Genomic DNA, 25,888 nt, shown 5'->3' with positions numbered 1-25,888 from the left:
CTATTTCCAGCCGGTCGATTCCAGGAGCCGCTGGCCGAAGACCGAAGCCATCGAAGCCACGTAGGTTCGGGTGAGGTGATTGTTGTCCTTGTAGACGAAGGTGTTCCCCACCACCCCGGGACAGATTTTTCCGTCGCAGATCAGGTCCGTCATGTCGACCATGGACAGGCCCGGCACCCGGCCCTGGAGCGCAGCGAGGGGACTCTTGGCGGCCAGCACGTCGCGTTCGGCGCGTTGGCAGTCCGGGCTGTCCTCTCCCTTGTTGGCCGCGCATTCGGCGATATTGAAATTGAAGCGTGGGTTGTCCCGGATCGCCACCATCTCGACGTGCTTCTCGGTCCAGAACCTTGCGGTTGCTTCGAGGTCCGGGGAGAGCTTTTCAGCGGGGGAAGATACCGCGGCGACGGTACCGACGGTGATGATGGCGTCCGGCTTATTGCCAGCCACCTCCTCCGTCACGGCTGCGTTGTAGCTGTCGCAAGGAATGGAGCGCCCCTGGGCGGAGACGCTGTACCGGCAGCCGGCCCTGAGCATCGAGTAGACCCGCCAGCCCTTTTGCTTGCCGACGGCGTCGATGGCGGCCAGCCATTGCTGCGCGTGGGAATCACCCAGCACGAGGAGTGTTTTGGCGGGTTTGTCCGGCGCGTTGTTCTGTGAGCACGTGCTTCTCAGCGCCGGGCTCGAAGGCTCGAGGTCGCCGGAACACCGGTTGCCGAGGCTGGCCCAGTCCTTGTTGAGCTGTTCGGGCAGAGGCAGGATCGCGGCGTCGCCGTCGGCAGCGCTGACGAATCCGGGCAGCAGCGCCAGGGCGCCGGGATTGTTTCTTTGCGATTGCGACATCGCGGCCTCCGCCTGGAGGTGCTGCTGGAGCTGCAACGCCGTCAGGGGCAGGGCGACCACCGCGAGGGCAAGCGCGACGGCGACGGCAGCGCGCCGACGTCGCACTTCCGGCCACGCCCAGGACCGCCACGGCTTCTCGACGAAGCGAGTGGTAAGGAACGCGAGGCCCAGTGAGACGGCGATGATTACGCTGCCCGAAAGCCACCCCGCGTGCTCCTTGCCGCTCCAGGCCAGGGCCAGCACCAGCACCGGCCAGTGCCAGAGGTAGAGCGCGTAGGAGTTGTCACCGAGTTTCACGAGCGGGCCGGAGCTGAGGATACGGTCAACTCCCCAGCGGCTGTTCGTCTGCCCGGCCAGGATGATGCAGCCGGCGGCCAGGGTCGGCCAGAGCGCCACGAAGCCGGGGAAGGCCCCCTCCACGTCCAGGATGAAGCCGCAGCTGATCATGGCCACGACGCCGATCCAGCCGAGGACGACGCGGACCGGCCGGGACAGCAGGCTCAGTCCGGGCAGGAAGAGTGCCAGCAGCGTGCCCAGCGCAAACTCCCAGAGCCGAGCGCCGGTGTCGAAGTAGGCCTGGGACTGGTTGGTGGCCGTGTAGTAGATCGAGAAGGTCAGCGAAGCCAGGAAGATCGCGGCGAAGATGTAGCTGAGCAGCGCCCGGTAGCGGAGGTTGTACCGTCGTGCGAGGAACGCTGCGCCAGCAAAGATAAGCGGCCACAGAATGAAAATCTGGCCTTGAATGGAGAGTGACCAGAAGTGCTGGAGCGGGCTGGCCATGGCGTGGTCCGCCGCGTAGTAGTCAACAGCCTCGGACTGCAGCAACCGGTTTTCAACGTAGAACAGCGATGCCCAGCTTTGCTCGACCACGTCCGGAAAACGGGTGCGGGGCAACAAGAAGTAGCTGGCCGCCAGCACGCTTAAGATGACGACTGCCGCCCCGGCCAGGAGTCGACGGAACAGGTGGAGCCAATGCTTGACTAGGTCCATCCGCGAGACCCGTTCGAAGCGCCCCACGAACTGCAGCGTCATCAGGAACGCCGAGATCAGCAGGAAGATATCGACGCCGCCGGACACCCGGCCAAACCAGATGTGGTAGGTGACCACCATGAGCACCGCGAGCGAACGCAGTCCTTGAATTTCCGGCCTGAATTTCGTCCCCCGGGCAGGACGTGGCTCGGCGCTCGTTTCGCGCGGCGAGACGAGCGTTACCGCTCCAGACATATGAACCCCCGTAGAAACAACGCAAGACAGCCAGAGCAACTATACAACCCGGTTCGGCGTCGGTCCCTTTCGGATGACGCCGGCCACGATGCCCGGACCCCGACGGCATGGCTCCGGGGAACAAAAAGGACCGGACCAGCTGACGCTGGTCCGGTCCCTTCTTTGCACAGGAACTAGTGCGCGGAAACCTTAGTGCTGGTGTCCGGCGTGCTCGTCCTCGTCGGCCGGCTTTTCCACCACGAGGGTTTCGGTGGTGAGAACCAGCGCCGCGATGGAGGCCGCGTTGCGGAGGGCCGCGCGGGTGACCTTGACGGGGTCGATGACACCGGCCGCGATCAGGTCCTCGTATTCGCCGGTCTTGGCGTTGAAGCCCTGGTTGACGGCGGATTCGGCCACCTTGGCGACGACGACGTAGCCGTCAAAGCCGGCGTTCTGGGCGATCCAGCGCAGCGGCTGGGTCAGGGCCCGGCGGACGATGCCCACGGCAGCTGCCGCGTCGCCGTCGAGCGCCTGGACAGCCGGATCCTCATCAAGCGCCTTGAGGGCGTGGATGAGGGCGGAGCCGCCCCCGGCCACGATGCCTTCTTCGAGGGCCGCGCGTGTGGAGGACACGGCGTCCTCGATGCGATGCTTCTTTTCCTTCAGCTCGACCTCGGTGGCAGCGCCAACCTTGATCACGCCGATGCCGCCGGCCAGCTTGGCCAGGCGTTCCTGCAGCTTTTCCTTGTCCCAGTCCGAATCGGTGCGGGTCAGCTCGGCGCGCAGCTGGGCAACCCGGGCCGCGACGTCCTCGGCCGAACCGGCGCCGTCAACGATGGTGGTGTTGTCCTTCGTGACGGTGATGCGGCGGGCGGTACCCAGGACCTCAAGGCCCACGGTGTCCAGGCTGAGGCCCAGTTCCGGGGAGACAACCTGCGCGCCGGTGAGGGTCGCGATGTCCTGCAGCATGGCCTTGCGGCGGTCTCCGAAACCGGGAGCCTTGACGGCCACGACGTTCAGGGTGCCGCGGATACGGTTGACGATCAGCGTGGAGAGTGCCTCGCCGTCGACGTCTTCGGCGATGATGAAGAGCGGCTTGGAGCTCTGCAGCGCCTTTTCCAGCAGCGGCAGGAATTCCTGGACCGAGGAGATCTTGCCCTGGTTGATCAGGATAAGGGCGTCTTCGAGGACTGCTTCCTGGCGTTCCGCGTCGGTGACGAAGTACGGGGACAGGTAGCCCTTGTCGAACTGCATGCCCTCGGTGAGGACCAGTTCGGTCTGCGTGGTGGAGGACTCCTCGATGGTGATCACACCGTCCTTGCCGACCTTGCCGAAGGCCTCGGCCAGGAGCTCGCCGACCTCGTCGCTCTGTGCGGAGATCGCGGCCACGTTGGCCACCTGGGTGCCCTCGACCGGGCGGGCGTTTTCGAGCAGGCGGGCGGCCACGGCCTCGACGGAGACCTCGATGCCGCGCTTGATCTGGCCCGGGGCGGCGCCGGCGGCAACGTTGCGCAGGCCTTCCTTGACCAGGGCCTGGGCGAGGACGGTGGCGGTGGTGGTACCGTCGCCGGCGACGTCGTTGGTCTTGGTGGCGACCTCCTTGGCGAGCTGTGCGCCAAGGTTTTCGTACGGGTCGTCCAGCTCTACTTCGCGGGCGATGGTCACACCGTCGTTGGTGATCGTGGGGGCGCCCCACTTCTTGTCCAGCACGACGTTGCGGCCGCGCGGGCCGAGCGTCACCTTGACCGTGTTGGCGAGCTTATCGATGCCGGCTTCGAGCGACCGGCGGGCAGCGTCGTTAAACGCAAGCTGCTTTGCCATGGTTTTGTCCTTTCAAGACAGAACCCCGCGCAGCCGTTCGTTCAAAGCGAAGGATCGGCGGCGCGGGGGTCCAAGAGAGTTACTTTACGACGATCGCCAGAACGTCGCGGGCGGAGAGCACGAGGTACTCGGTGCCGCCGGTCTTAACTTCGGTTCCGCCGTACTTGGAGTAGATGACAACGTCGCCAACGGCAACGTCAACGGGAACGCGGTTGCCATTGTCATCAAAGCGGCCGGGGCCTACTGCAACAACTTCGCCTTCCTGCGGCTTCTCCTGTGCGGAGTCCGGGATAACCAGGCCGGAAGCCGTGGTCTGCTCGGCTTCGAGCGGGCGGACAACAATACGATCCTCAAGAGGCTTAATAGAGACCGACACTCGGACCTCTCCTTTTCGTCAGCAAATTTGTGGACTATGAAGCGGTGATCCGTGGCGTACAAACCGTCGTCGCGGTGCCGGCAGTAGCCCGGCGGAACATGCTTCACGTGTTAGCACCCGCCTAGGGAGAGTGCTAATGACGACTCTATGTAAGTAGTTAGCACTCGGTCAAGGTGAGTGCCAGAAGTTCGTCACTGGTGAACGTCCGGCGGGACCGTCCGGAGTGACGGACATGCCCATCGCAACCGGCCGGCACCGGACATATCGGCAATATGTCCGGTGCTGGTGCCGAAGGATGGGCATGTCCCTCGGTCCGCGCCCAGGCTGGGGCGGCCTACTCCCCCGCCAGGTCCTCGTAGTCCCAGTCCTGGCCGTCGTCGTCTTCCTCGATCCGGGCGGAGGCGTTGCGTTCGCGGTACAGCACAAAGCCGCCGGCGAGGGCAGCGACCGCGCCGAGGACGAGGGCGATGATGCCGCCCACCCGGGCTGCGGCATAGGTGTCACGGATCGCGCGCGCCTCATCGGTCGCATCCTTCACGTCTTTGCCGCCGACCGAGTAGACGGTCGCATTGAAGGAGTCCAGTAAGAAGATAATGACGAGCAACGCCACGCACACGACGGCGATCACGACGCCGGCGATCAGCGCCGGCCGGGCGAAGCGGGCCAGTCCCCGGCTGTCCCGGGCCTCCCCGACGGCGTTCTCCCGGGTGCCTGCCGTGCCGAAGTCGTCTGTGTCCCTGCCATCCATGCCGTCCAGCCTATCGGGCGCGCCGGGCGTTCCCCGCCTGAACTACGCTTGATGGCATGGCTGAGACTACGCAGGACCAGATCGCCCCGCTCCTCAATCCGGAGGGCTGGGAGCTGCTGGCCTCGCTGGGACCGTACCGCGAGGAGGAGGCCTTCCGCCTCAACGCCTCGCTCCGGAAGGCCGGCCATTCCCCCGAACTGGTGTCCGCGGCACTCACCCAGTCCCGCCTGCGGACAAAGGCGGAAGCGAAGTTCGGTGAATTCGCCCGGCAGATGATTTTCACCCGGGCCGGCCTGGAACAGGCCACCCGGCTGACCGTAGCGGCGCGGCACGCGCAGCGCTTCGCCGAGGCCGGGATTGCCCATGTGGCGGATCTGGGCTGCGGACTGGGAGCCGACGCAATGGCCCTGGCCTCGCTGGACATCAAGGTGACCGCCGTGGAACTGGACGAAACCACCGCCGCCTGCGCCACGATGAACCTGATCCCGTTCCGGAACGCCACCGTCGTCCATGCCGATGCCGCCGCCGTCCCGCTCGACGGGATTGACGGCGTCTGGCTGGACCCGGCCCGCCGCACCACCTCAAGTTCCGGGACCAAGCGACTCTGGGATCCGGAGGACTTCTCCCCCCCGCTGTCCTTCGTGGAATCCCTGGCCTCGTCCGGCCGTGCCGTCGGCGTGAAGATGGGCCCGGGCATGCCGCATGCCTCCGTCCCGGAGGACTGCGAGGCGCAGTGGGTCTCGGTGGGCGGCGACGTCACCGAAGTTGCGCTGTGGTTCAACGCGGTCCGCCGACCCGGAATCCGGCGTGCCGCGCTGGTACTCGGCCCGCAAGGCGCCGCGGAGCTCACCAGCTCGGAGGACTTCGGCGCCGGGCCGGAGGCCCCGCTGGGCCCGGTGGATGGCTACCTCTACGAGCCCGACGGCGCCGTGATCCGCGCCGGCCTGGTCGCCGACGTCGCGCTCCAGCTGGGCGGTCATCTGCTGGACGAACACATCGCCTATATCTGCGCGCCGGAACTGCACGATACCCCGTATGCCCGCGCGTACAAGGTCCTTGAGGTGATGCCGTTCAACGTCAAGGCGCTCAAGTCCTGGGTCAAGGACAACGGCGTGGGCGTCCTTGACATCAAGAAGCGCGGCACCTCGGTCACGCCGGAGGAACTGCGCAAGCAACTGCTCCCCGGCGGCGGCAGGAGCGCCAAGAATGCGGCCAAGAAGACGGCCACCCTGGTCCTCACCAGGATCGGGGAGGAGCGGGTGGCCATCTCGGTGGAACCGGCCTAGGGCCGGCCTTGCGGGGCGGGGCTACTGGGCCCGCATGAACTCCTCGGCGGCACGGACCTGTTCGTCGCTGGGCCGGATGCCCGTGTAGAGCACGAACTGTTCGAGGGCCTGGATGGTGGCGACCTCGGCGCCGGTGATCACCTGCTTGCCGGCCGCCCGCGCGGCTTTGATCAGCGGCGTTTCGGCGGGCAGCGCCACAACATCGAACACCACCTTCGCGGCCGCCACGGCTTCCGGCGGGAAGGACAGGGCGCCGGACTCGGGGCCGCCAGCCATGCCGACGGGCGTCACGTTGATCAGCAGGTCGGCTGTGCCCTCTGCGGAATCCGGGGCCGGGAGTACTGCACGCCATTCGAATCCGTAGAGCCCGGCGAGCGCCCGGCCGGCCGCCTCGTTGCGGGCGATGATCGTGACGTGCCGGAATCCGGCGTCGCGCAGTGCCGCCGCAGTGGCCTTCGCCATTCCACCGGCGCCCAGCAGCCACACCGTGTAGTCCGTGGGGACGGCGTTGCGTTCCAGCAGCTGCTCGATCGCCGTGTAGTCGGTGTTGTAGGCCGTGAGCTTACCGCCGTCGTTGACGATCGTGTTGACCGAGTCGATGGCTTTCGCGGACGGGTCCATGACATCCACGAGGGCGATGACGTCTTCCTTGAATGGCATGGACACGGCGCAGCCGCGGATGCCCAGGCCCCGCACGCCGGCGATGGCCTGGGCCAGGTCGGTGGGGGCGAAGGCCTTGTAGATCCAGTTCAGGCCCAGCTGTTCGTACAGGTGGTTGTGGAAGCGGGTCCCGTTGTTGCTCGGCCGGGCCGAGAGCGAGATGCACAGGGTCATGTCTTTATTCAGGATGGGCACAGCACCATTAAACGCCACGAAACGCCACGGCAACGGCTCAGCGGCAGCCGGAACCAGGCCCTTGCCGCCCGACGGGGCCGGTGCAGCCTGTGGATACCAGGGAGAGCCCTGGCAGAACCGCCGCGGCTGCCGGGAACAGGCTTCTTCTGTGAAAACTCTCACGCATCAGCTGTAACTTGACCACCAGTTGGATGCTACCCCTGCACTAGACTTTGAACACCGCTGCCTGGCCACTGCATGCCGCAACCGGGCTGCACCAGCGGCCAATGAACACCAGCGGCCAATGAACACCGGCGGCGAACACACACTGGCGGGTGACAAACTCCGGCGGGCAACAAAACAGCGAAGGGACCACATGAAGATTGATTTCGCTTCATCCAGGCAATCAACTCTTGGTGTGGAATGGGAGCTCGCGCTCGTCAACGCCGAAACCGGTGAGCTGGCCTCGGTGGCCAGCGAGGTGCTCCGCGGCGTGTCCGCCCGGCATCCCGAGCTGAACGAGGATGACGAACACCCGCACATCAAACAGGAGCTGCTGCTCAACACGGTGGAGCTCGTCACGGGCATCTGCACCACCGTGGCGGAAGCGAAGGCGGACCTGAACAGTTCCCTCGCCGCGGTGCGCGAGGTCACCGACCCGATGGGCGTCGAAGTCTTCTGCGCCGGCAGCCACCCCTTCAGCCCGCCGCAGCTCCAGCCCGTCACCGACAAGGCGCGGTACGCCAAGCTGATCGACCGCACCCAGTGGTGGGGCCGCCAGATGGTCATCTACGGCGTCCACGTGCACGTGGGCCTCGACAGCCGCGACAAGGTACTTCCTGTACTCGACGGGCTCGTCAATTACTTCCCGCACTTCCAGGCGCTTTCCGCCTCCAGCCCGTTCTGGGGCGGCGAGGACACCGGCTACGCCTCGCAACGCGCGCTGATGTTCCAGCAGTTGCCGACGGCGGGACTGCCGTTCCAGTTCTCCAGCTGGGAAGAATACGAGTCCTACGTCCAGGACATGTTCACCACCGGGGTGATCGACACCCTCTCCGAGATCCGCTGGGACATCCGGCCGGTACCCAACCTCGGCACCATCGAGATGCGCATCTGCGACGGCCTGGCCACGCTTGAGGAGGTGGGGGCCATCGCCGCCCTGACCCAGTGCCTCGTGGACGAGTTCTCCACCATCCTGGACAACGGCGGCACCATCCCGACCATGCCGCCCTGGCATGTCCAGGAAAACAAGTGGCGCGCGGCCCGCTACGGTCTGGACGCAATTATCATCCTCGACGCCGACGGCAACGAGCAGCTCGTCACCGAGCACCTGCGGGAGACGCTGGCCCGGCTCGAGCCCGTGGCTGCAAAGCTCGGCTGCAGCGCGGAGCTGGCCGACGTCGAGAAGATTATCGAGCGCGGGGCCGGCTACCAGCGGCAGCGCCGCGTCGCCGCGGAGCACGGCGGGGACCTGCGCGCCGTCGTCCTGGATCTGGTCGAGCAGATGCGCAAGGGGCCCGAAGCCTAGATTCCTGGGCCGTCTCCTAGGCGGATACGCTCGTCACCGGCATCGACGAGTCCGGCGCGAAGCCGAGCCCGCTCGGCACTATTCCGGACATCACCAGCTGCGCCCCGAGCGCGGCCACCATGGCCCCGTTGTCCGTGCACAGCGAGAGCGGCGGGACGGTCAGCCGGATTCCGGCCGCCGTGCACCGCTGCTCCGTGAGCTGGCGCAACCGCGAGTTCGCCGCCACTCCCCCGCCCAGCAGCAGTTCGGTGATGCCGTTTTCGCGGCAGGCGAGCACCGCCTTGGAGGTGATCACGTCCACCACGGCCTCCTGGAAGGCGGCCGCGATGTCCGCCACCGGCACCGCTTCGCCGCGCGACTCAAACTGCTCCACGCAGCGGGCGACGGCGGTCTTGAGTCCGCTGAAGGACCAGTCGTAGCGGTGCGGGCCGGGTTCTTCGGCGGTCCCCATGTACTTGGGCTGGGTAAGACCGCGGGGGAAACGGATCGCCTTCGCATTGCCGGTGCGTGCCAGCTTGTCGATGGCCGGCCCGCCCGGGTAGCCGAGCCCCAGCAGCCGGGCCACCTTGTCGTACGCCTCGCCGGCGGCGTCGTCGATCGTGGAGCCCAGCAGCTCGACGTCGTCCGTGATGCTGCGGATCCGGAGGATCTCGGTGTGGCCGCCGGAGACCAGGAGCGCGCCGAGGTTCTCCGGCAGGGCGGTCCCGGAGCCGGCCGCCTGCCCGCTGTCGTCCGAGCCGCCGTCCTCCGGCGCGCCGCCGCCGGGCTCGAGCAGTCCGACGCCCACATGCGCCACGAGGTGGTTGATCGCGTACAGCGGCTTGCCGGTGGCGACGGCGAGGGCCTTGGCTGCGCAGACGCCCACCATCAGGGCTCCGGCCAGTCCCGGGCCGGAGGTGACAGCGATGGCGTCGATATCGTCCAGCGTCACTTCCGCTGCGGCGAGCGCTTCCCGGAGGGTGGGGACGAAGGCGTCGAGGTGCGCGCGGGAGGCGATCTCGGGGATGACCCCGCCGAAGCGCACGTGCTCCTCCATGGAGGACGAGACGGTGTTGGCGAGCAGGCGGGTGCCGCGGACGATGCCGACGCCGGTCTCGTCGCAGGAGGACTCGATCCCAAGCACCAGCGGGGCGGAGCTGCGTGGGTGGTGGTTCATTCTTGGCCTGTTCCCCTTGGCTGTGTGTGGTCCGTGGTGTTGCCGGGCGCTGGCTGTTCCGTCGCGTGCAGCTCGAGGCGCATGATGAGCGCGTCGACGCCGTCGCGGTAGTAGCGCGGCCGGACATGGATCTGCTCGAAGCCGAAGCGCCGGTAGAGCTGCTGGGCGCGGGGGTTGTCCGCGCGCACCTCCAGCAGCACATCGGCCGCATGCCGCCGCCGGCTTTCCCGGATGAGCTCGGTCAGCAGCGCCGAACCGATGCCACGGCCCTCCTGTTCGGGCACAACCGCGATGGTCTGCACGTCCGCGATGGGTTCGATGCACATCAGCCCCGCGTACCCGACGATTGAGCCGCCGGACTCGGCAACGATGTAGCGTCGGGTCTCGGTCTGGGCGAGCTCGTCGACAAACATCTGCAGGGGCCAGGCGTCCACCGGGAACAGCCGGCGCTCCAGCTCGTGCACCGCGGGGATGTCCGCGGAGGCCATGTCCCTGAGGCTCACACCTGCCGGGGACGGTCCGCGCGGCGTATCCGGGGCGTTCACAGGGCGCGCTTCCGCGGGCCCGGGACCTGCGCGTCCGATTCCCGCAGGTACAACGGGGTGGTGTCCAGGAGCTGCTCGCCGGCGGCGAGCCGCGCCAGCGCGAACTGGCCCAGCGAAAGCGCCTCGGGCTGCCGCGCGGCGAACTCGGGGACGGCATTGAGGACGTCCGGGTACAGGCCCGCGCCCGCGCCGTAGACCGGAAGGTCCGGCAGATCGGCGGCGAAGCCCACATGCGGCCCGTCCAGCAGCTGCGGCAGCTGGCTCCCGGCCAGCGCGTAGCGGGCCCAGTAGACCTCCTTGCGCCGCGCGTCGGTGGCCACAATGAACTCCGGGGCCGCTTCCGTGGACTCCGCTACCTCCAGGGCAATGGCATCCAGGCTCATGAGCCCGTAGAGGGGCTTTTGCCAGACGAAAGCCAGGCTGCGGGCGGTGACGATGCCGGAGCGGAGGCCCGTGAACGGACCCGGTCCCACCCCGGTGACAATGACGTCGACGTCGGCGCCGCTGAGACCCGCGGCGGCGAGCAGCTGCTTGATGCCCGGGGCCAACACCTCGGCATGGCTGCGGGTGTCCGCGGTGGCGAAGCTGCCGACGACAGATTCCAGGGAATCATCGGAAACGAGCGCCGCGCTGGCAACGGCCGAGGTATCGATGGCGAGGATCAGCATCTTCAGTCCGTTTCCGTGGTCGCGGGCAGGTCAGGGATTCCGGCAAGGGCGGCGGGCGGTTCGGCCCAGCGCGGCCCAAAGCCGCGGAAGACCACGGTCCTGGGCTCGTCGGCGTCGTCGGTGTCGAAATCCAGCACGTCGGTGCCGAGCTGTGCGGGGCCGGACGGGGCTGTGCCGCTGGGCTGGGCGCCACCCAGCCGGCGTTGCAGCTCAACCTCCAGCCGGCTCTCGCTTAGGTGCTCCACCCGGCCGCGGCCCCACTCCACGACGGTCACTGCACTGTCCATGGTGTTTTCCAGGTCGATGTCGTCGATTTCGGAAGCAGAGGCGAGCCGGTACGCGTCGACGTGGACCAGGTCCGGGCCGCCGGGACGGGGTCCGTCCGGAAGGTTGGGGTGGATCCGCACCAGCACGAACGTGGGAGAGATGATTCCGGCGCGGACGCCAAGGCCCTCGCCGAGCCCCTGCGTGAAGGTGGTCTTCCCGGCGCCAAGCTCGCCGCTGAGCACTAGCAGGTCGCCCGCCTGCAACTCGGCGCCAAGGCCGGCCGCGAGGGCATGTGTCTGCTCCGCGGTCCCCACTTCCAGGGTCCGCTGCCAGGCCGGGTGGCTCACTGCGCGGCCCCGTCGCCGGGTGCGGGCTCTTCGTTGATGTAGCGGCGCGGCACCCGCGGGCTGATGCGGGTGACGATCTCGTAGTTGTTGGTGCCGGCTGCCCTGGCCCAGTCCTCGGCGGTGGGACCGCCGTCGGCACCGTCTCCGAACATCACGGCTTCGGCACCCAGCAGGCTGGGACCGCCGGCGGAGACGTGGAGCGGGCCGAGGTCGATCACCATCTGGTCCATCGCGATGCGGCCCACCACGGGGTAGCTGATTCCGGCCACCCTGATCGGACCTCCGGTGGCGACGCGCGGAACGCCGTCGGCGTATCCCAGCGGGACGAGGCCCAGCGTGCTGGCGCCCCCGGTGCGGTAGTTCAGTCCGTAGGAGACACCCTGGCCGGCGGGCACGTCCTTGCAGTGCGAGACGACGGTGCGCACCGTCATTGCCGGGCGCAGCCCGACCTCCGCGGAACTCTGGCCCTCGAACGGTGAGAGCCCGTAGATGCCGAGGCCCACCCGGACGAGGTCGAAGTGCGTGTCCGGGCGGGACAGCGTCGCCGGGGTGTTCGCGAGGTGGCGCACCTCGGGATCGACGCCGGCGTCCTGGGCCATCGCCAGGACATCGCGGAAGGCGGCAAGTTGCTCGTCGGTTTCGGGGCGCTCGGGTTCGTCGGCCACGGCAAGGTGGGAGAAGATGCCCACCACCCGCAGCAGGCCCTGGTCCTGGTAGTCCATCGCTTCGCCGAGCAGGGTGTCCCAGGACTCCAGGGTGGCGCCGTTGCGGCCGAGCCCGGTGTCCACCTTCAGGTGAATCCTGGCTGGGCGTTCCTGCTCGCGGGCTGCGGTCACGATCCGGCCCAGTTCCCAGCCGGAGCAGCCGATGTCGATCCCGGCAGCGACGGCGGCGGCAAAGTTGCTCTCGGGGGTGTGCAGCCAGGCCAGCAGGGGGGCCTCGATCCCGGCGGCGCGCAGGGCAAGCGCCTCGGAGATATGCGCGACGCCTAGCCAACTGGCCCCGGCGCTGAGCGCGGCGCGGGCCACCGGGATGGCCCCGTGGCCGTAGGCGTCGGCCTTGACGACGGCCATCACCTTCGCCGGCGAAGCCACCTTGGCCAGCCGCCGGACGTTGTGCCGTATCGCCTTGAGGTCGATGACGGCCGAGCGCTCCTCGACGTGGTCCGGACCTGCTTCCGCCACCGGCCGGAAATCACCTGTTGCTGCTGGGTATATCACTTTACGATTCTACGGGTGGCCGCAGATCCTGCTGAATTCCGCTGGCGCCCCGCACTTTGGGACATGCCCATCCTTGGCTTCGGGACATGCCCACTCCTCGCAGCCGCGACTGGGCATATGCGGACTATGTCCAGTCCACGGCCCGGGCGCAGGGCATGTCCCTCGGCCCGCACCCCGCGGCATCCCAAACCATTCACGGATCCATTCCTGGCGTCGGGACATGCCCACTCCTCGCAGCTACGAGTGGGCATATGCGGAATATGTCCAGTCCACGGCCCGGGCGCGGGGCATGTCCCATGTCCCGCACCGCGCGGCGCCCCCGAACCATTCACGGATCCATTCCTGGCGTCGGGACATGCCCACTCCCCGCAGCCAAGGGCGGGCATATGCGGAATATGTCCAGTCCACGGCCCGGGCGCGGGGCATGTCCCATGTCCCGCACCGCGCGGCGCCCCCGAACCATTCACGGATCCATTCCTGGCTTCGGGACATGCCCACCCCTCGCAGCCACGAGTGGGCATATGCGGAATATGTCCAGTCCACAGCCCGCGCGCAGGGCATGTCCCTCGGCCTGCAGTCCTCGGCCCGCAGCCCGCACCCGCTCCCCAGCCGCCCGCCACCCCAAGGGCTACGCGTCGGAGAGGTGCGCAATCGTCGCCGTCGCCCGCCGCTGCGCCTCCGGCGGCACGTCGCGGACGATTTCTTCCAGGAAACGGTAGCGGCGCAGCCATTGACTGCCCTGCCGCTCCTTGCGGGCATTGGCCCGCTGCCACCAGTCGGCGAGGTCGCCCCAGCCGGGAGCGGCCAGCGAGCCGCCCACCTGCTGCACGGCCAGGGCCGCGCACAGGTTGGCGAACCGGAGCCGGTCCCCCAGCGGCCAGCCGGCCAGGCAGCCGACGATGAACGCGGCCCCGAAGCAGTCCCCGGCCCCGGTGGGGTCGAAGGCCGCCACGGGCAGCGACGGCACCCACTCCTCCTCACCGGTCTCGGAGTCCACCGCCATGGATCCCTGCGGCCCCAGGGTCACCACGGCCACTGGGACCCTGTCCGCGAGCGCGTAGAGCGCGGCCCACGGGTTGTCCTTGCCGGTGAACGCCATGGCCTCCTGCTGGTTCGGCATGAAGGCGTGGAAGTATTTCAGGTTGTCCAGTCGCGCCTGCGCCCACGTCCCGGTGGGATCCCAGCCGACGTCGCCGAAGAGACGCACACCGGCCCGGTGCGCGTCGACGGCCCACGGTTCCAGCTCCTCGCCTAGCTCGGCGACGGCGGCGAGCGCGGGCGGCGGGCAGCCGATCAGTTCGCTTGAGGTTACCGGCGCCGGGTGGCCGTGGGTCACCATGGACCGGTCCTTCTCGACACTCAGCGACACGGTGACCGGCGAGTGCCAGCCGGGAACGCGCCGCGACAGCGACAGGTCCACGTGTTCCTGCCGGTCGAGGATCTTCCAGTTGTAGTCGCCGTAGCCGTCGTCGCCAAACGCGGCGGCCAGCCCGGTCCTCAGCCCCAGCCGTGCCGCGGCGATGGCCTGGTTCGCCACCCCGCCGGGACAGCTGCCCATCCCGTCGCTCCAGATTTCCGTGCCGGGCCGGGGTGCGTGCGGCAGCCCGGTGAAGATGATGTCCTGGAACACGGTGCCGGTCAGGAGCACGTCGAAGCTTCCCGCCGCCGGGGTACGGACGGCGGCGAGCGGGTCGAAGCGCGGCGCTGGAATCGCGTCCATACACGGCACACTACGCCGTCCAGGTAGCCGGCGAAAGACGACGTTCCGGGCCCATCAGCGCGGCGCGGAATAGACTGCAGCCATGCGGCTCATGATTGCTGGCGGCGGCGGATTCCGGGTGCCGCTGGTCTACCGGGCGCTCTCCGCCGGTCCCTTTGCCGGGCTGGTCCGGGAGCTGGTGCTGTACGACGTCGACGCCGGCCGGCTGGCCGCCATCGAAGCGGTGCTGGCCTCCCTGCCGGGCAGGGAACAAGGCGGCGGGCCGCCGGTCCGCACCACCACGTCGCTGGCCGAGGCCCTGTCCGGCACGGACATGGTTTTCGCCGCCATCCGGCCCGGCGGCACGGCCGGCCGCACGGCCGACGAGCGCGTGGCGCAGGAGCTGGGCGTGTTGGGCCAGGAGACCACCGGCGCCGGCGGCATCTCCTACGCCCTGCGCACCATCCCGCCGATGTTGGCCCTGGCGCAGGCGATGAAACGTTTCTGCCCCGGGGCGTGGCTGGTCAACTTCACGAATCCGGCTGGCATGGTGACCGAGGCCCTGGTCCCGGTGCTGGGCCGCCGGGTGGTGGGTATCTGCGATTCGGCCGGCGGACTGGTGCACCGCGCGGCGCGGGCCGCCGGCGTCGTGCTGCCCGAGGGCAGGCTCGACGGCGTCGGCTACTACGGGCTCAACCACCTGGGCTGGCTGTACCGGCTGGAGTCCGGCGGCAGGGATGTCCTCCCCGCCCTGCTCGCCGACGCCGGGACCCTGGCAGGTTTCGAGGAGGGCCGGCTCTTCCCCCAACCCTTTCTGGCCGGCCTCGGCTGCCTGCCGAACGAGTACCTGTTCTACTACTACGAGACCGCCCGCGCCCTGGCCGCCATGCGGGCCGCTGCCCAGACCCGCGGCGAGTCCATCCACCGGCAGCAGTCCGAGCTGTATCCGCGGCTCGCGTCCGCCGGTGCGGAGGCCTACGGGCTCTGGGATGCCGCCCGCCGGTCCCGCGAGGAGGGCTACCTGGCCGAGGCCCGAACCGCTGGCGAGCACCGGGACGAGGAGGACCTGGCCGGCGGCGGCTATGAGCGCGTCGCGCTGGCGGTGATGCGCGCCCTCTCCGGTGGCGGCGGGGCCGAACTGGTGCTGAATACCCCCAACGCGCTACCCGGCCCGGACGGTGCACGGACTGCCGCGATCCCGGGGCTGCCGGCGGACGCCGTCGTGGAGGTCCCCTGCCGGGTGGACGCCGACGGAGTGGTGCCGCTCCCACAGGACCGCCCGTCGGAAGCGCAGCTCGCGCTGATGCTGCGGATCAAGGAGGTGGAACGGCTCGTGGTCCAGGCCACCGGGCCGGGTCCCGGCAGCCTGCGGCGCGGGGCCGCCCTCGCCGCGTTCGCCCGGCATCCGCTGGTCGACTCGGACGAGCTCGCGGCGAAGCTGCTCGCCGGTTACGAGGCAGCGTTCCCGGGCCTGTTGCAGCTCTGGCGCAGCGACGTCCGCAGTTCCGGTGACTCCTAGCCGAGTCCGCCGCTCAACGCGGGCCGCTCAACGCGGGCCACTCAGCGCAGTCCGCTCAACGCAGTCCGCGGGCGAGGGTCTCCTGTAGCGCCTTGTTGGGTTCGCCCGGCTGGCCGGTGCCGCTGAGGTAGAGCCCCATCTGGGTCCCGTGGTATTCCCAGTACGCGAAGCTGAGCTCGTTCTCCGCCAGGAGATCAAGCATGTCGGTGACCCACTGGCTGCCGCCCTTGCCCTCCATCTCAAATGCTTGCCGGACCAGGCCGAACTCCATGACCGACATCGGCACGTTGTTATCGATGCCGAACTTGAGTCGCTTCCCCAACTCATGTGCCAAATAGCCTTTGTCGCGTGCCAGGAAGCCGTTTCCGGGTGTTCCGGGCGACTGTGCGTAGACGTCGAGCTGGAGCCCGATCCGGGGTGCCGAACCGGCCGAGGCCGCAATGCTCTGCCCCCGCATGTGGCCCTGGATGCGGTACTTGTTACCCGGCACGACCTTGAACAGGTGGGCGTCGTTGCTCCACCCTGCGATTGCCGTGGCGTCGACGGCATTGCTGATGGAGAGGCTGCCGCTGTCCTGGTGCCCGGTCTTCTCCCGCGCGAACTTCGGCGGCGCCGCCGTGTCCCCGTACTGCCATTGATGCCAGTCCAACGTCGAGTCGCGGTCCAGGGGATCGTTGATGACTTGCCGGAGTTCGGTCCCGTCGGGGCCGTATTCGGTCACCCTGATTGCATCGAAGCCGGCCGTTCCGCGCATGCCGCCCTGCGCAGTGACCATGGGTGCAGCCGCCACCGCGCTGCTGTCCTCGATAGTTACGATGCCGCTGTCATACGCCGCCCAGCCTGAGGTGCCGGGCGGCAAGGACTTGGTTGCGATGCGGCTTTCCGGCAGCAGGACCCGCTGACCGGTCGGGAGAATGGTGTCGGGGTCGGGATAGCGGCCGCCGTCCTGAACCGGGCCCTCGACCCAGGACGCATACTGGTGGGTGTATTTGATGGGCTCGTAGAAGTGGAAGTCGTAAACCACGTTGTCGTCATCAACAAGGAAATGCTGGTCGACCCCGGAGATGCCGTAGCTGCCGTTGACCCCATAGATCCCGCCCACAACCAGAAGGTGGTTCTGGTCCTCGGACCGGACTGCGGCGACCAACTGCCGGGCCAGCACTTTCCATTGTTCCCCGGTCGCGTCAGTCGTCACCGGCTCATTGAGCAGGTCGTAGGCTGCGATGGCTGTTTCATCCTTGTAACGGGCTGCGATATCGCGCCACAGGTCCGCGTTCTGCTGCTGCAGCCGGGGGTTGGACCAGATGTCGAAACTGACGGCGTCGCTGGTGGGGTCCAGCCAGAATCCGCCGATCGGGGTGTGCAGATCCAGGATCAGGCGCATCCCGTGTTCCCGCGCCCAGGCCACGTTTTGGTCCAGCCACTGCCAGAAGACCTGCGGGGAGTCGACATACCAGTCCCCGTCGAAGGCGAAGCGGATGCTGTTGAAGCCAATTTCTTTCGCCCGGGCGAAGTCGTCCCCCGCATGGTGCTGCGAATTAGGAAGCTCGGCCCCGTTCAGGTTTCGATGGTAGAAGTTGGAGAAATTCACCGCTTTCAGCCGGGTGGGCTCGCCGTTGAGGACGAGGCCGCGGCCCGAGGCGGTGACGAAGCCCCGCGAATTCTCCGCCGAGGAGCTTCTGTCGTTGTTCCGGGCCAGCGTGCACCCGGCCATGACCAGCAACGGAACCACCAGCAGCAGGACGGCCGGAACCCACCCAGGCAAGCGGCGCCGTCGTGCACCCCGTTCAGGGCTGCGCCGTTCCTGGTGCGGCAGTTGCGGATCGCCACTTCCGGGCATTCAGGCCTCCCTCGCTCGGCCCCCAGAGGGCCAGCCTATTCGGGCCGGCAGAAAATGTCTTGGGTTGAATCCGGCGAAGGCAGCTATAGCTTGCGGTACATCACGTGGAGTCCCACGTAGCCCAGCTGCGGGTGCCGGAAGGCTTCCGGGATGGTGGCGAGGATCTCGAAGCCCATGGCTTGCCAGGCGGCGACGGCCGGGACGTTGCTTTCCACCACGGCGTTGAACTGCATGGCGCGGAAGCCCGCGGCGCGGGCGGCGTCCAGCGAGTAGGCGCACAACGCCCGGGCCACTCCCTGGCCGCCGTAACCGGCGCGGACCATGTAGCCGGCGTTGGCGACGTGGCTGCCGCCGCCGCCCTGGTTCGCGTGCAGCTCGCCGGCGCCCAGTACGACGCCGTCGAACCGGCCAGTTCCGACGGCGACGAAGGTCCTGCCCGGGACGGTTTTGAACCACTTGGCGCGGGCCTGGTCCTCCGTGGTGTCGCGGTCCCAGGTAAACGTCTCCCCGGCACGGATCACAGGCTCCAGGATCTCCCAGATGGCGGCCCAGTCCTGCGCGGTGGCCTCGCGGATCTCCCACGACGCCGTGGCCGGCCGGTCTTTTGCGTTTGCGCTCACAGCCGCCACGCTAGCAGCAGGCAGCCGCCCGCGAACCGGCCCGGCGTTCAGGAGTAATGTTTTACCGAATCCACGTCACGCGAAGGGAAGGAAGAGGATGCCGCTGGTCCGCCGTGTCGCCTTCCTCTCCCTGCACACCTCGCCGATGGAGCAGCCCGGGTCCGGGGACGCCGGCGGCATGAACGTGTACATCCGGGCCCTCGCCGCCGCCCTCGCGGAGACCGGCGTCGAGGTGGAGATTTTCACGCGGTCCAACGCGGCCGGCCAGGCCGCCGTCGAACACCCCACCCCGGGAGTCTGCGTGCACAACGTGCTCGCCGGGCCGCCGCGGAAACTTCCCAAGGAGGAACTGCCGGCGCTGCTGCACAGCATGGTGGCCGAAATCGACCGGATCAAGCAGCTGCAGCCGCATGGCCGCTACGACGTCATCCATTCGCACTACTGGGTTTCCGGCGTCGCGGGCCTCGAACTCTCGGAGCTGTGGGGGGTGCCGCTGGTGCACACCATGCACACCATGGCCAAGGTCAAGAACCTGCTGCTGGAATCCGGCGAGCAGCCCGAGCCGCGCCGGCGCGAGGATGGTGAACACCGGATCGTCGACGGCGCGACCCGGCTGATCGCCAACACCGGCGCCGAGGCCGCCGAGCTGGTTTCGCATTACGCCGCCGACCCCGACCGGATCGACGTGGCGCCCCCGGGCGTGGACCTCTCCGTCTTCACGCCCGCCTTCCGGAGCCGTGCCCGCAGCCAGCACGGGGTCCCGCCGGGCCGCTTCCACCTGCTCTTCGCCGGGCGGATCCAGCGGCTCAAGGGCCCGCAGATCCTGATCAAGGCGGCCGCGCTGCTGCGTGCGCGCCGCCCGGACATCGACCTGCAGCTGACCATCCTCGGTGCGGTGAGCGGTGCGAAGGACTTCGACCTCAAGGCCCTGATTACCGCCGCCGGGATGGACGACGTCGTCACGCACCATCCGCCGGTCAGCGCGCCCAAGCTGGCAGGCTGGTACCGTTCGGCCGACGTCGTGGTGATGCCTTCTTACAGCGAGTCGTTCGGCCTCGTCGCGCTGGAGGCCCAGGCCTGCGGAACGCCCGTGGTCGCCACGAAGGTGGGCGGGCTGTCGCGGGCGATCTTCGACGGCCGGACCGGGCTGCTGGTGGAAGGGCACAAGGCCGCGGACTGGGCCGATGCCCTGGAGGCACTGCACGACGACCCGGCCACCCGGGAGGACATGGGCCGCGCGGCGTCGGTGCACGCCCAGGGCTTCGGCTGGCAGCGCACCGCCGCGATTACGCTGGAGAGCTACCAGTCCGCATTGCTCCAGTATTTTGGAACACGGAGCATCCCGGTGGGCCACACGCCCTGAGGGAACCACACCGGGCGCCTGGCCGGAACCGCCGGCCGGAGCGACCCGAAGCCACGAGCTGAAGGGCAACGATGTCTGAGAACACCACGGAAACCGCAGCAGCTACCGAAGCGCCGGCCGGGACGGCGGCACCGGGTACGCCGGCCGCAGCGCCGGTCCTGAGCGACCTGGAGATTGCGCAGCGGGCCACCATGCGGCCGATCGAGGACGTGGCTGCCGCGGCCGGGATCAACCCGGAGGCGCTGGAATTCTACGGCCGCTACAAGGCGAAGATCGATCCGGCCAAGCTGGCCCGGGACGGTGCGCACGCGCCGGGCAAGGTGGTGCTGGTCTCGGCGATGTCCCCCACGCCGGCCGGCGAGGGGAAATCCACCACCACCGTGGGCCTCGCCGACTCCCTGGCCCGCGCCGGGCACCGGGTGATGATCGCCCTGCGCGAGCCTTCGCTGGGGCCGATCCTGGGCATGAAGGGCGGCGCGACCGGCGGCGGCTACTCCCAGGTCCTGCCGATGGACGAGATCAACCTGCACTTCACCGGCGACTTCCACGCGATCACCTCGGCGAACAACGCCCTGATGGCTCTGGTGGACAACCACATCTACCAGGGCAACGCGCTGAACATCGATCCGCGCCGGATGACGTTCAAGCGGGTGCTGGACATGAACGACCGGGCGCTGCGCGAGGTCGTGATCGGCCTGGGCGGTCCCACCCAGGGCGTGCCGCGGCAGGACGGCTTCGACATCACGGTCGCCTCGGAGATCATGGCCGTGTTCTGCCTGGCCACGGACCTGGACGACCTGCGCGCCCGGCTGGGCCGGATCACCTTCGGCTACACCTACGACCGCGAGCCGGTCACGGTCGCGGACCTCGGCGTCCAGGGTGCCCTGACCATGCTGCTCAAGGACGCGATCAAACCGAACCTGGTGCAGACCATCGCGGGCACCCCGGCCCTGGTGCACGGCGGGCCCTTCGCCAACATCGCGCACGGCTGCAACTCGCTGATCGCCACCCAGACGGCGCGTTCCCTGGCCGACGTCGTCATCACCGAGGCCGGCTTCGGCGCCGACCTGGGTGCCGAGAAGTACATGGACATCAAGGCGAGGATGGCCGACGTCGCCCCGTCCGCCGTCGTGCTGGTGGCCACCATCCGCGCGCTCAAGATGCACGGCGGCGTCGCCAAGGACCAGCTCAAGGAGCCCAACGTCGAGGCGCTGGCCGCCGGCGTCGCCAACCTGCAGCGGCACGTGCGCAACGTGGAGAAGTTCGGCATCACCCCGGTGGTGGCGATCAACAAGTTCGGCACCGACAGCCGGGAGGAGCTCGACTGGCTGCTGGACTGGTGCGCCGCGGAGGGTGTTCAGGCGGCCGTGGCCGACGTCTGGGGCCGCGGCGGAGGGGGCGACGGCGGCGACGAGCTTGCCGCGAAGGTTGCCGCCGCCATCGACGCCCCGCACGGCTTCCGCCACCTGTACCCGCTGGCGATGTCGGTGGAGGACAAGATCCGCACCATCGTGCAGGAAATCTACGGGGCCGACGGCGTCGACTTCTCCGTCCCGGCGCTCAAGCGGCTCGCGGAGATCGACAAGAACGGCTGGTCCGGGATGCCGGTCTGCATGGCGAAGACGCAGTACTCCTTCAGCGACGACGCCACCAAGCTCGGCGCCCCGAAGGGCTTCACCGTCCACGTCCGGGACCTGATCCCCAAGACCGGCGCGGGCTTCATCGTGGCGCTCACGGGTGCGGTGATGACCATGCCCGGACTGCCCAAGGTCCCGGCGGCCATGCGGATGGACGTGGACGCCAACGGCAACCCCGTCGGCCTGTTTTAAACAGCAACGCGGGGTCACTTACGGCCCATCCCAAGGGGGATGATGGGCTGTAAGTGACCCCGCGTTGCGGTGTACGGTGCGGGGCTTAACGCTCCAGGTCGCCGCGGATGAAGGCCTCGACCTTTTCGCGGGCGAGGTCGTCGTTGAACTGCTCCGGCGGGGACTTCATGAAGTAGCTCGACGCCGAGAGCAGCGGGCCGCCGATGCCGCGGTCCAGGCCGATCTTGGCGGCGCGGACGGCATCGATGATCACGCCGGCGGAGTTGGGCGAGTCCCAGACCTCCAGCTTGTATTCGAGCGAGACCGGGGCGTCACCGAAGTTGCGGCCCTCGAGGCGTACGAAGGCCCACTTGCGGTCATCGAGCCACTGGACGTAGTCCGACGGGCCGATGTGCACGTCCTTGGCGGCGAGCTCGGCTTCCACGTTGGACGTGACGGCCTGGGTCTTGGAGATCTTCTTGGACTCGAGGCGGTCGCGCTCCAGCATGTTCTTGAAGTCCATGTTGCCGCCGACGTTCAGCTGGTACGTGCGGTCCAGGGTGACGCCGCGGTCTTCGAAGAGCTTGGCCATAACGCGGTGCGTGATGGTGGCACCGATCTGGCTCTTGATGTCGTCGCCCACGATCGGCACGCCGGCGGCGGTGAACTTGTCCGCCCACTCCTTGGTCCCGGCGATGAACACCGGCAGCGCGTTGACGAAGGCCACGCCGGCGTCGATCGCGCACTGGGCGTAGTACTCGGCGGCTTCCTGGGATCCGACCGGCAGGTAGCAGACCATCACGTCGACCTTGGCGTCCTTGAGGGCCTGGACGACGTCGACCGGCTCCTCCGGGGACTGCTCAATGGTCTCGAGGTAGTACTTGCCCAGGCCGTCGAGGGTCGGGCCGCGCTGAACGGTGACGCCGGTCGGCGGGACGTCGGCGATCTTGATGGTGTTGTTTTCGCTGGCGAGGATGGCGGCGGAGAGGTCCTGGCCCACCTTCTTGCCGTCGACATCGAATGCTGCGACGAACTGCACGTCGTTGACGTGGTACTTGCCGAACTGCACGTGCATCAGACCCGGAATCGTGGCCTGGGGGTCGGCATCCTTGTAGTACTGGACACCTTGGACCAGCGAAGTGGCACAGTTACCCACGCCGACGATTGCAACACGAATCGGATTTGAAGACACGAAACTCCCTTTGAGAACAAACTTCACGTGCCCGGCGCGGCCATACTCTGATGTACGACGGCGGCAAACGGGCACAACGCCATGCGGCACTCTTGCATTCTAGTCAACGGCGCCGGGACTCAAGTTGTTCCCGGCCACGGCACCGAATCTGTTACGTCAGCCGGCGGCGCCGCGGAACGGCGCCGCCGGGGCTTATTTCTGGGCCCAGAGGTTGATGTCGGACTCGACGGCGAACTCGTCGATCGCGTCCAGCTCGTCGGCCGTGAAGTCCAGGTTGTTGATCGCGGCCAGGGTGTCCTCCAGCTGCCGGACGCTGGATGCGCCGACCAGGGCGGACGTCACCGAGGTGCCCTTGCCCTGCTCGCGCAGGATCCAGGCGATCGCCAGCTGCGCGAGGGTCTGGCCCCGGCCCTCGGCAATCCGGTTGAGCCCGCGCACGCGGTCCAGCTTCTCCCCGGTGATCATCGCCTCGTCCAGGGACTTGTCCTGCGCCGCACGGGAATCCTTGGGGACGCCGTTGAGGTAGCGGTCGGTAAGCATGCCCTGCGCCAGCGGCGAGAAAGCGATGGCCCCTGCACCCACCTGCTCCAGCGCCTCGTAGAGGCTGGGGCTGCCGTTCTCGGTCCAGCGGTTGAGCATCGAGTAGCTGGGCTGGTGGATCAGCAGCGGGGTGCCGAGTTCCTTCAGGATCCGGGCCGCCTCGAGCGTCTGCTCCGGAGTGTAGGACGAAATGCCGGCGTAGAGCGCCTTGCCGGAGCGCACGGCCTGGTCCAGGGCGCCCATGGTCTCTTCCAGCGGCGTCTCGGGGTCCGGGCGGTGGCTGTAGAAGATATCCACGTAATCCAGGCCCATCCGGCCCAGCGACTGGTCCAGGCTGGCCAGCAGGTACTTCCGGGAGCCCCAGTTGCCGTAGGGCCCCGGCCACATGTCGTAGCCGGCCTTGCTGGAGATGATGAGTTCGTCGCGGTACGGCTTGAAGTCGTCCTTGAAGTGGCGGCCGAAGTTAGTCTCGGCGCTGCCGTAGGGCGGGCCGTAGTTGTTGGCGAGGTCGAAGTGGGTGACACCCAGGTCGAAGGCGCGGCGCAGGATGGCCCGCTGCACTTCGAAGGGCTTGTCATCGCCGAAGTTGTGCCAGAGGCCCAGGGAAATGGCCGGCAGTTTCAGTCCGCTGCGTCCCACCCGGCGGTAGGGCATCGTCTCGTATCGGTTCTCTGCTGCAACATATGTCATGACTATTATCCTGTCCTAGTTTGAGACGACGGCGGCACTGTGGCCGGGCAGTTCCACGCGGCCGGCGGACAGCGCGACGCCGTCCTCGGTGGCCAGCAGCAGCGAGCCGCCGTCCACGGCTACCTGGCGGGGTTCGATGGAGAAGTTCATCGCGACCTCCACGCTGCCGCGGCGCAGGCGCAGCCAGCCCTCGTCCTCGCTGAACGCCACTGCGGTGTCCTCGAACCCGAGCCCGGCCAGCTCCGGGGTCGCACGGCGCAGCGCGATAAGTTTCCGGTACAGCTCCAGCAGCCGCGCGTGCTCCCCGGACTCGGCTTCGGACCAGTCCAGCTTGGAGCGGGTGAACGTGGCCGGGTCCTGCGGGTCGGGCACGACGGCGGGGTCCCAGCCCATCCGTTCGAACTCCTTGATCCGGCCCTCCGCCGTGGCCTTGCCCAGCTCGGGCTCCGGGTGCGAGGTGAAGAACTGCCAGGGCGTCGTGGCGCCGTATTCCTCACCCATGAACAGCATCGGGGTGAACGGCGAGGCCAGGGTCGCGACCGCTGCGAGCGCCAGCTGCCCGTAGCCGAGGCTCTGGGAGAGCCGGTCGCCGGTAGCCCGGTTGCCGATCTGGTCGTGGTTCTGGCTGCAGACCACGAGGGCGGCCGGGTGCACGAGGGCGGTGTTGATGGGCCGGCCGTGGTGCCGCTCCCGGAAGCTGGAGTAGCTGCCGTCGTGGAAGAACCCGTCCACCAGGACCTTGGCGAGGGCCGCGAGCGAATCGAAGTCGCTGTAGTAGCCGGTGGTCTCGCCGCTGACGTTGACGTGGACCGCGTGGTGGAAGTCATCGCTCCACTGCCCAGCCAGGCCGTAGCCGTTTACCTCCCGCGGGTAGAGCAGCCGCGGGTTGTTCAGGTCCGACTCGGCGATCATCGTCGCAGGGCGTCCGGTTTCGGCGGAGACCTCATCGGCGAGCGCCCCGAATTCCTCCAGCAGGTGGACCGCCCGCTCGTCCTTGAAGGCGTGCACGGCATCGAGCCGCAAGCCGTCCACGTGGTAGTCGCGCAGCCACATGGCTGCGTTGTCGAGGATGTAGCGGCGGACGACGTCGGAGCCGGGGCCGTCCAGGTTGACCGAGTCGCCCCAGGTGTTGCCCTCCCCGGACTTGAGGTACGGCCCGAACCGGGGCAGGTAGTTGCCGCTGGGGCCGAGGTGGTTGTAGACGACGTCCTGGATGACGCCCAGGCCGGCGGCGTGGGCGGCGTCGACGAAGCGCTGGTAGGCGGCCGGGCCGCCGTAGCCCTCGTGCACGGCGTACCAGAGGACCCCGTCGTAGCCCCAGTTGTGGGTGCCGTTGAACCCGTTGACCGGCAGCAGTTCGACGAAGTCGATGCCGAGGTCGGCGAGATAGCCGAGCTTGCCGATCGCGGCGTCCAGCGTCCCCTCGGGCGTGAACGTGCCCAGGTGCAGCTCGTAGATCACGCCGCCCTGCAGGCCGCGGCCCTTCCACTGCCCGTCGGCCCATTCGTGGCTGCCGGCGTCGAAGGTCCGCGAGAGTGCATGCACTCCCCCGGGCTGGCGGCGTGAGCGCGGATCCGGCAGCGGGGTGGAATCCCCGTCGAGCAGGTAGCCGTAGTCGACGTCGCCGGAGGCCGGTGCCTCCGGCGCGCTCCACCAGCCGGCGGACCCGGACCGGACCATCGGGTAGTGCCGGCCGTCGGCGAGCAGCGTGACGTACTGCGCTTCCGGTGCCCAGAGGTCGAAGCGTGCGGTTCCGTGTGCGGGCAGAGTCATTGCCG

General features: G+C 68.3%; 21 protein-coding genes. 5 read left to right on the top strand and 16 right to left on the bottom strand.

Going from position 1 to position 25,888, the window contains the following annotated elements; translation table 11 throughout:
- From AC1DH3_RS02100 to AC1DH3_RS02085, 4 genes are all read right to left on the bottom strand, one after another.
- Positions 1 to 2,064 (bottom strand): acyltransferase family protein, encoded by a 2,064-nt coding sequence (locus tag AC1DH3_RS02100; RefSeq protein ID WP_476908476.1) that lies wholly within the window; start codon positions 2,062 to 2,064, stop codon positions 1 to 3.
- Positions 2,065 to 2,253: 189 nt separating this feature from the next.
- Positions 2,254 to 3,864, bottom strand: coding sequence for a chaperonin GroEL (gene groL / locus AC1DH3_RS02095; protein WP_175321229.1), 1,611 nt, complete (start codon positions 3,862 to 3,864; stop codon positions 2,254 to 2,256).
- 79 nt (positions 3,865 to 3,943) lie between these two features.
- Complete coding sequence (gene groES / locus AC1DH3_RS02090) at positions 3,944 to 4,240, bottom strand: co-chaperone GroES (protein ID WP_028275747.1); 297 nt, start codon at positions 4,238 to 4,240, stop codon at positions 3,944 to 3,946.
- Positions 4,241 to 4,574: 334 nt separating this feature from the next.
- On the bottom strand, positions 4,575 to 4,988 hold the full coding sequence (locus AC1DH3_RS02085; protein WP_476892143.1) for a hypothetical protein: 414 nt from the start codon (positions 4,986 to 4,988) through the stop codon (positions 4,575 to 4,577).
- A 56-nt stretch (positions 4,989 to 5,044) separates the two neighbouring features.
- On the opposite strand from AC1DH3_RS02085, the gene AC1DH3_RS02080 reads away from it, so the two are divergent.
- Positions 5,045 to 6,274 carry a THUMP-like domain-containing protein gene (locus AC1DH3_RS02080; protein WP_441417089.1) on the top strand — a complete coding sequence of 410 codons (1,230 nt, stop codon included), beginning with the start codon at positions 5,045 to 5,047 and terminating at the stop codon, positions 6,272 to 6,274.
- Between the two features lie 21 nt (positions 6,275 to 6,295).
- Here the strand turns inward: AC1DH3_RS02080 and AC1DH3_RS02075 are convergent, their stop codons facing one another.
- Complete coding sequence (locus AC1DH3_RS02075) at positions 6,296 to 7,129, bottom strand: shikimate 5-dehydrogenase (protein ID WP_476908475.1); 834 nt, start codon at positions 7,127 to 7,129, stop codon at positions 6,296 to 6,298.
- Positions 7,130 to 7,484: 355 nt separating this feature from the next.
- Here AC1DH3_RS02075 and AC1DH3_RS02070 point away from each other — a divergent pair, with 355 nt between their 5' ends.
- On the top strand, positions 7,485 to 8,636 hold the full coding sequence (locus tag AC1DH3_RS02070; protein ID WP_476892141.1) for a glutamate--cysteine ligase: 1,152 nt from the start codon (positions 7,485 to 7,487) through the stop codon (positions 8,634 to 8,636).
- A 16-nt stretch (positions 8,637 to 8,652) separates the two neighbouring features.
- Here AC1DH3_RS02070 and tsaD read toward each other — a convergent pair whose 3' ends face one another.
- The 6 genes from tsaD to AC1DH3_RS02040 all read right to left on the bottom strand — a co-directional run bounded on the left by tsaD (position 8,653) and on the right by AC1DH3_RS02040 (position 14,559).
- Complete coding sequence (gene tsaD / locus AC1DH3_RS02065) at positions 8,653 to 9,792, bottom strand: tRNA (adenosine(37)-N6)-threonylcarbamoyltransferase complex transferase subunit TsaD (protein ID WP_476892140.1); 1,140 nt, start codon at positions 9,790 to 9,792, stop codon at positions 8,653 to 8,655.
- On the bottom strand, positions 9,789 to 10,280 hold the full coding sequence (gene rimI, locus AC1DH3_RS02060; protein ID WP_441417085.1) for a ribosomal protein S18-alanine N-acetyltransferase: 492 nt from the start codon (positions 10,278 to 10,280) through the stop codon (positions 9,789 to 9,791). Before rimI ends, tsaD begins: the two co-directional genes overlap by 4 nt.
- 53 nt (positions 10,281 to 10,333) lie before the next feature.
- On the bottom strand, positions 10,334 to 11,005 hold the full coding sequence (tsaB, locus tag AC1DH3_RS02055; protein ID WP_476892139.1) for a tRNA (adenosine(37)-N6)-threonylcarbamoyltransferase complex dimerization subunit type 1 TsaB: 672 nt from the start codon (positions 11,003 to 11,005) through the stop codon (positions 10,334 to 10,336).
- A 2-nt stretch (positions 11,006 to 11,007) separates the two neighbouring features.
- Positions 11,008 to 11,619, bottom strand: coding sequence for a tRNA (adenosine(37)-N6)-threonylcarbamoyltransferase complex ATPase subunit type 1 TsaE (gene tsaE, locus AC1DH3_RS02050; protein WP_476892138.1), 612 nt, complete (start codon positions 11,617 to 11,619; stop codon positions 11,008 to 11,010).
- Positions 11,616 to 12,839 (bottom strand): alanine racemase, encoded by a 1,224-nt coding sequence (alr, locus tag AC1DH3_RS02045; protein WP_476892137.1) that lies wholly within the window; start codon positions 12,837 to 12,839, stop codon positions 11,616 to 11,618. The genes tsaE and alr overlap by 4 nt, the downstream gene beginning before the upstream one ends.
- A 628-nt stretch (positions 12,840 to 13,467) precedes the next feature.
- Positions 13,468 to 14,559, bottom strand: a complete 1,092-nt coding sequence (locus AC1DH3_RS02040; protein WP_441417081.1) for a carbohydrate kinase family protein — start codon at positions 14,557 to 14,559, stop codon at positions 13,468 to 13,470.
- A gap of 82 nt (positions 14,560 to 14,641) precedes the next feature.
- Between AC1DH3_RS02040 and AC1DH3_RS02035 the strand changes: the two genes are divergently transcribed.
- Positions 14,642 to 16,057, top strand: coding sequence for a family 4 glycosyl hydrolase (locus AC1DH3_RS02035; RefSeq protein WP_441417080.1), 1,416 nt, complete (start codon positions 14,642 to 14,644; stop codon positions 16,055 to 16,057).
- Positions 16,058 to 16,112: 55 nt separating this feature from the next.
- On the opposite strand, the gene AC1DH3_RS02030 is transcribed toward AC1DH3_RS02035, so the two are convergent.
- On the bottom strand, positions 16,113 to 17,897 hold the full coding sequence (locus AC1DH3_RS02030; protein WP_476908474.1) for a glycoside hydrolase family 5 protein: 1,785 nt from the start codon (positions 17,895 to 17,897) through the stop codon (positions 16,113 to 16,115).
- Between the two features lie 83 nt (positions 17,898 to 17,980).
- Positions 17,981 to 18,517, bottom strand: coding sequence for an N-acetyltransferase family protein (locus tag AC1DH3_RS02025; protein ID WP_476908473.1), 537 nt, complete (start codon positions 18,515 to 18,517; stop codon positions 17,981 to 17,983).
- A gap of 97 nt (positions 18,518 to 18,614) precedes the next feature.
- Here AC1DH3_RS02025 and mshA point away from each other — a divergent pair, with 97 nt between their 5' ends.
- Together mshA and AC1DH3_RS02015 are read left to right on the top strand one after the other, a co-directional pair.
- A complete protein-coding gene (gene mshA / locus AC1DH3_RS02020) occupies positions 18,615 to 19,880 on the top strand; it encodes a D-inositol-3-phosphate glycosyltransferase (RefSeq protein ID WP_476908472.1) in 1,266 nt (421 codons plus the stop codon).
- 71 nt (positions 19,881 to 19,951) lie between these two features.
- Positions 19,952 to 21,709: a formate--tetrahydrofolate ligase gene (locus AC1DH3_RS02015; protein ID WP_476892133.1), complete on the top strand. Its 1,758-nt coding sequence runs from the start codon at positions 19,952 to 19,954 to the stop codon at positions 21,707 to 21,709.
- 85 nt (positions 21,710 to 21,794) lie between these two features.
- Here the strand turns inward: AC1DH3_RS02015 and AC1DH3_RS02010 are convergent, their stop codons facing one another.
- The 3 genes from AC1DH3_RS02010 to treZ form a co-directional block, all read right to left on the bottom strand.
- Positions 21,795 to 22,880, bottom strand: coding sequence for an inositol-3-phosphate synthase (locus tag AC1DH3_RS02010; RefSeq protein ID WP_476892132.1), 1,086 nt, complete (start codon positions 22,878 to 22,880; stop codon positions 21,795 to 21,797).
- 192 nt (positions 22,881 to 23,072) lie between these two features.
- Positions 23,073 to 24,110, bottom strand: a complete 1,038-nt coding sequence (gene mgrA / locus AC1DH3_RS02005; protein WP_476908471.1) for an L-glyceraldehyde 3-phosphate reductase — start codon at positions 24,108 to 24,110, stop codon at positions 23,073 to 23,075.
- A 15-nt stretch (positions 24,111 to 24,125) separates the two neighbouring features.
- Complete coding sequence (gene treZ / locus AC1DH3_RS02000; RefSeq protein WP_476908470.1) at positions 24,126 to 25,883, bottom strand: malto-oligosyltrehalose trehalohydrolase; 1,758 nt, start codon at positions 25,881 to 25,883, stop codon at positions 24,126 to 24,128.
- Positions 25,884 to 25,888 lie beyond the last annotated feature (5 nt).

The organism is Arthrobacter sp. 05L428 (assembly GCF_056397665.1).
The sequence above is the reverse complement of the archived record's forward strand: the minus strand, read 5'-3'. Positions and strand labels throughout refer to the sequence as shown.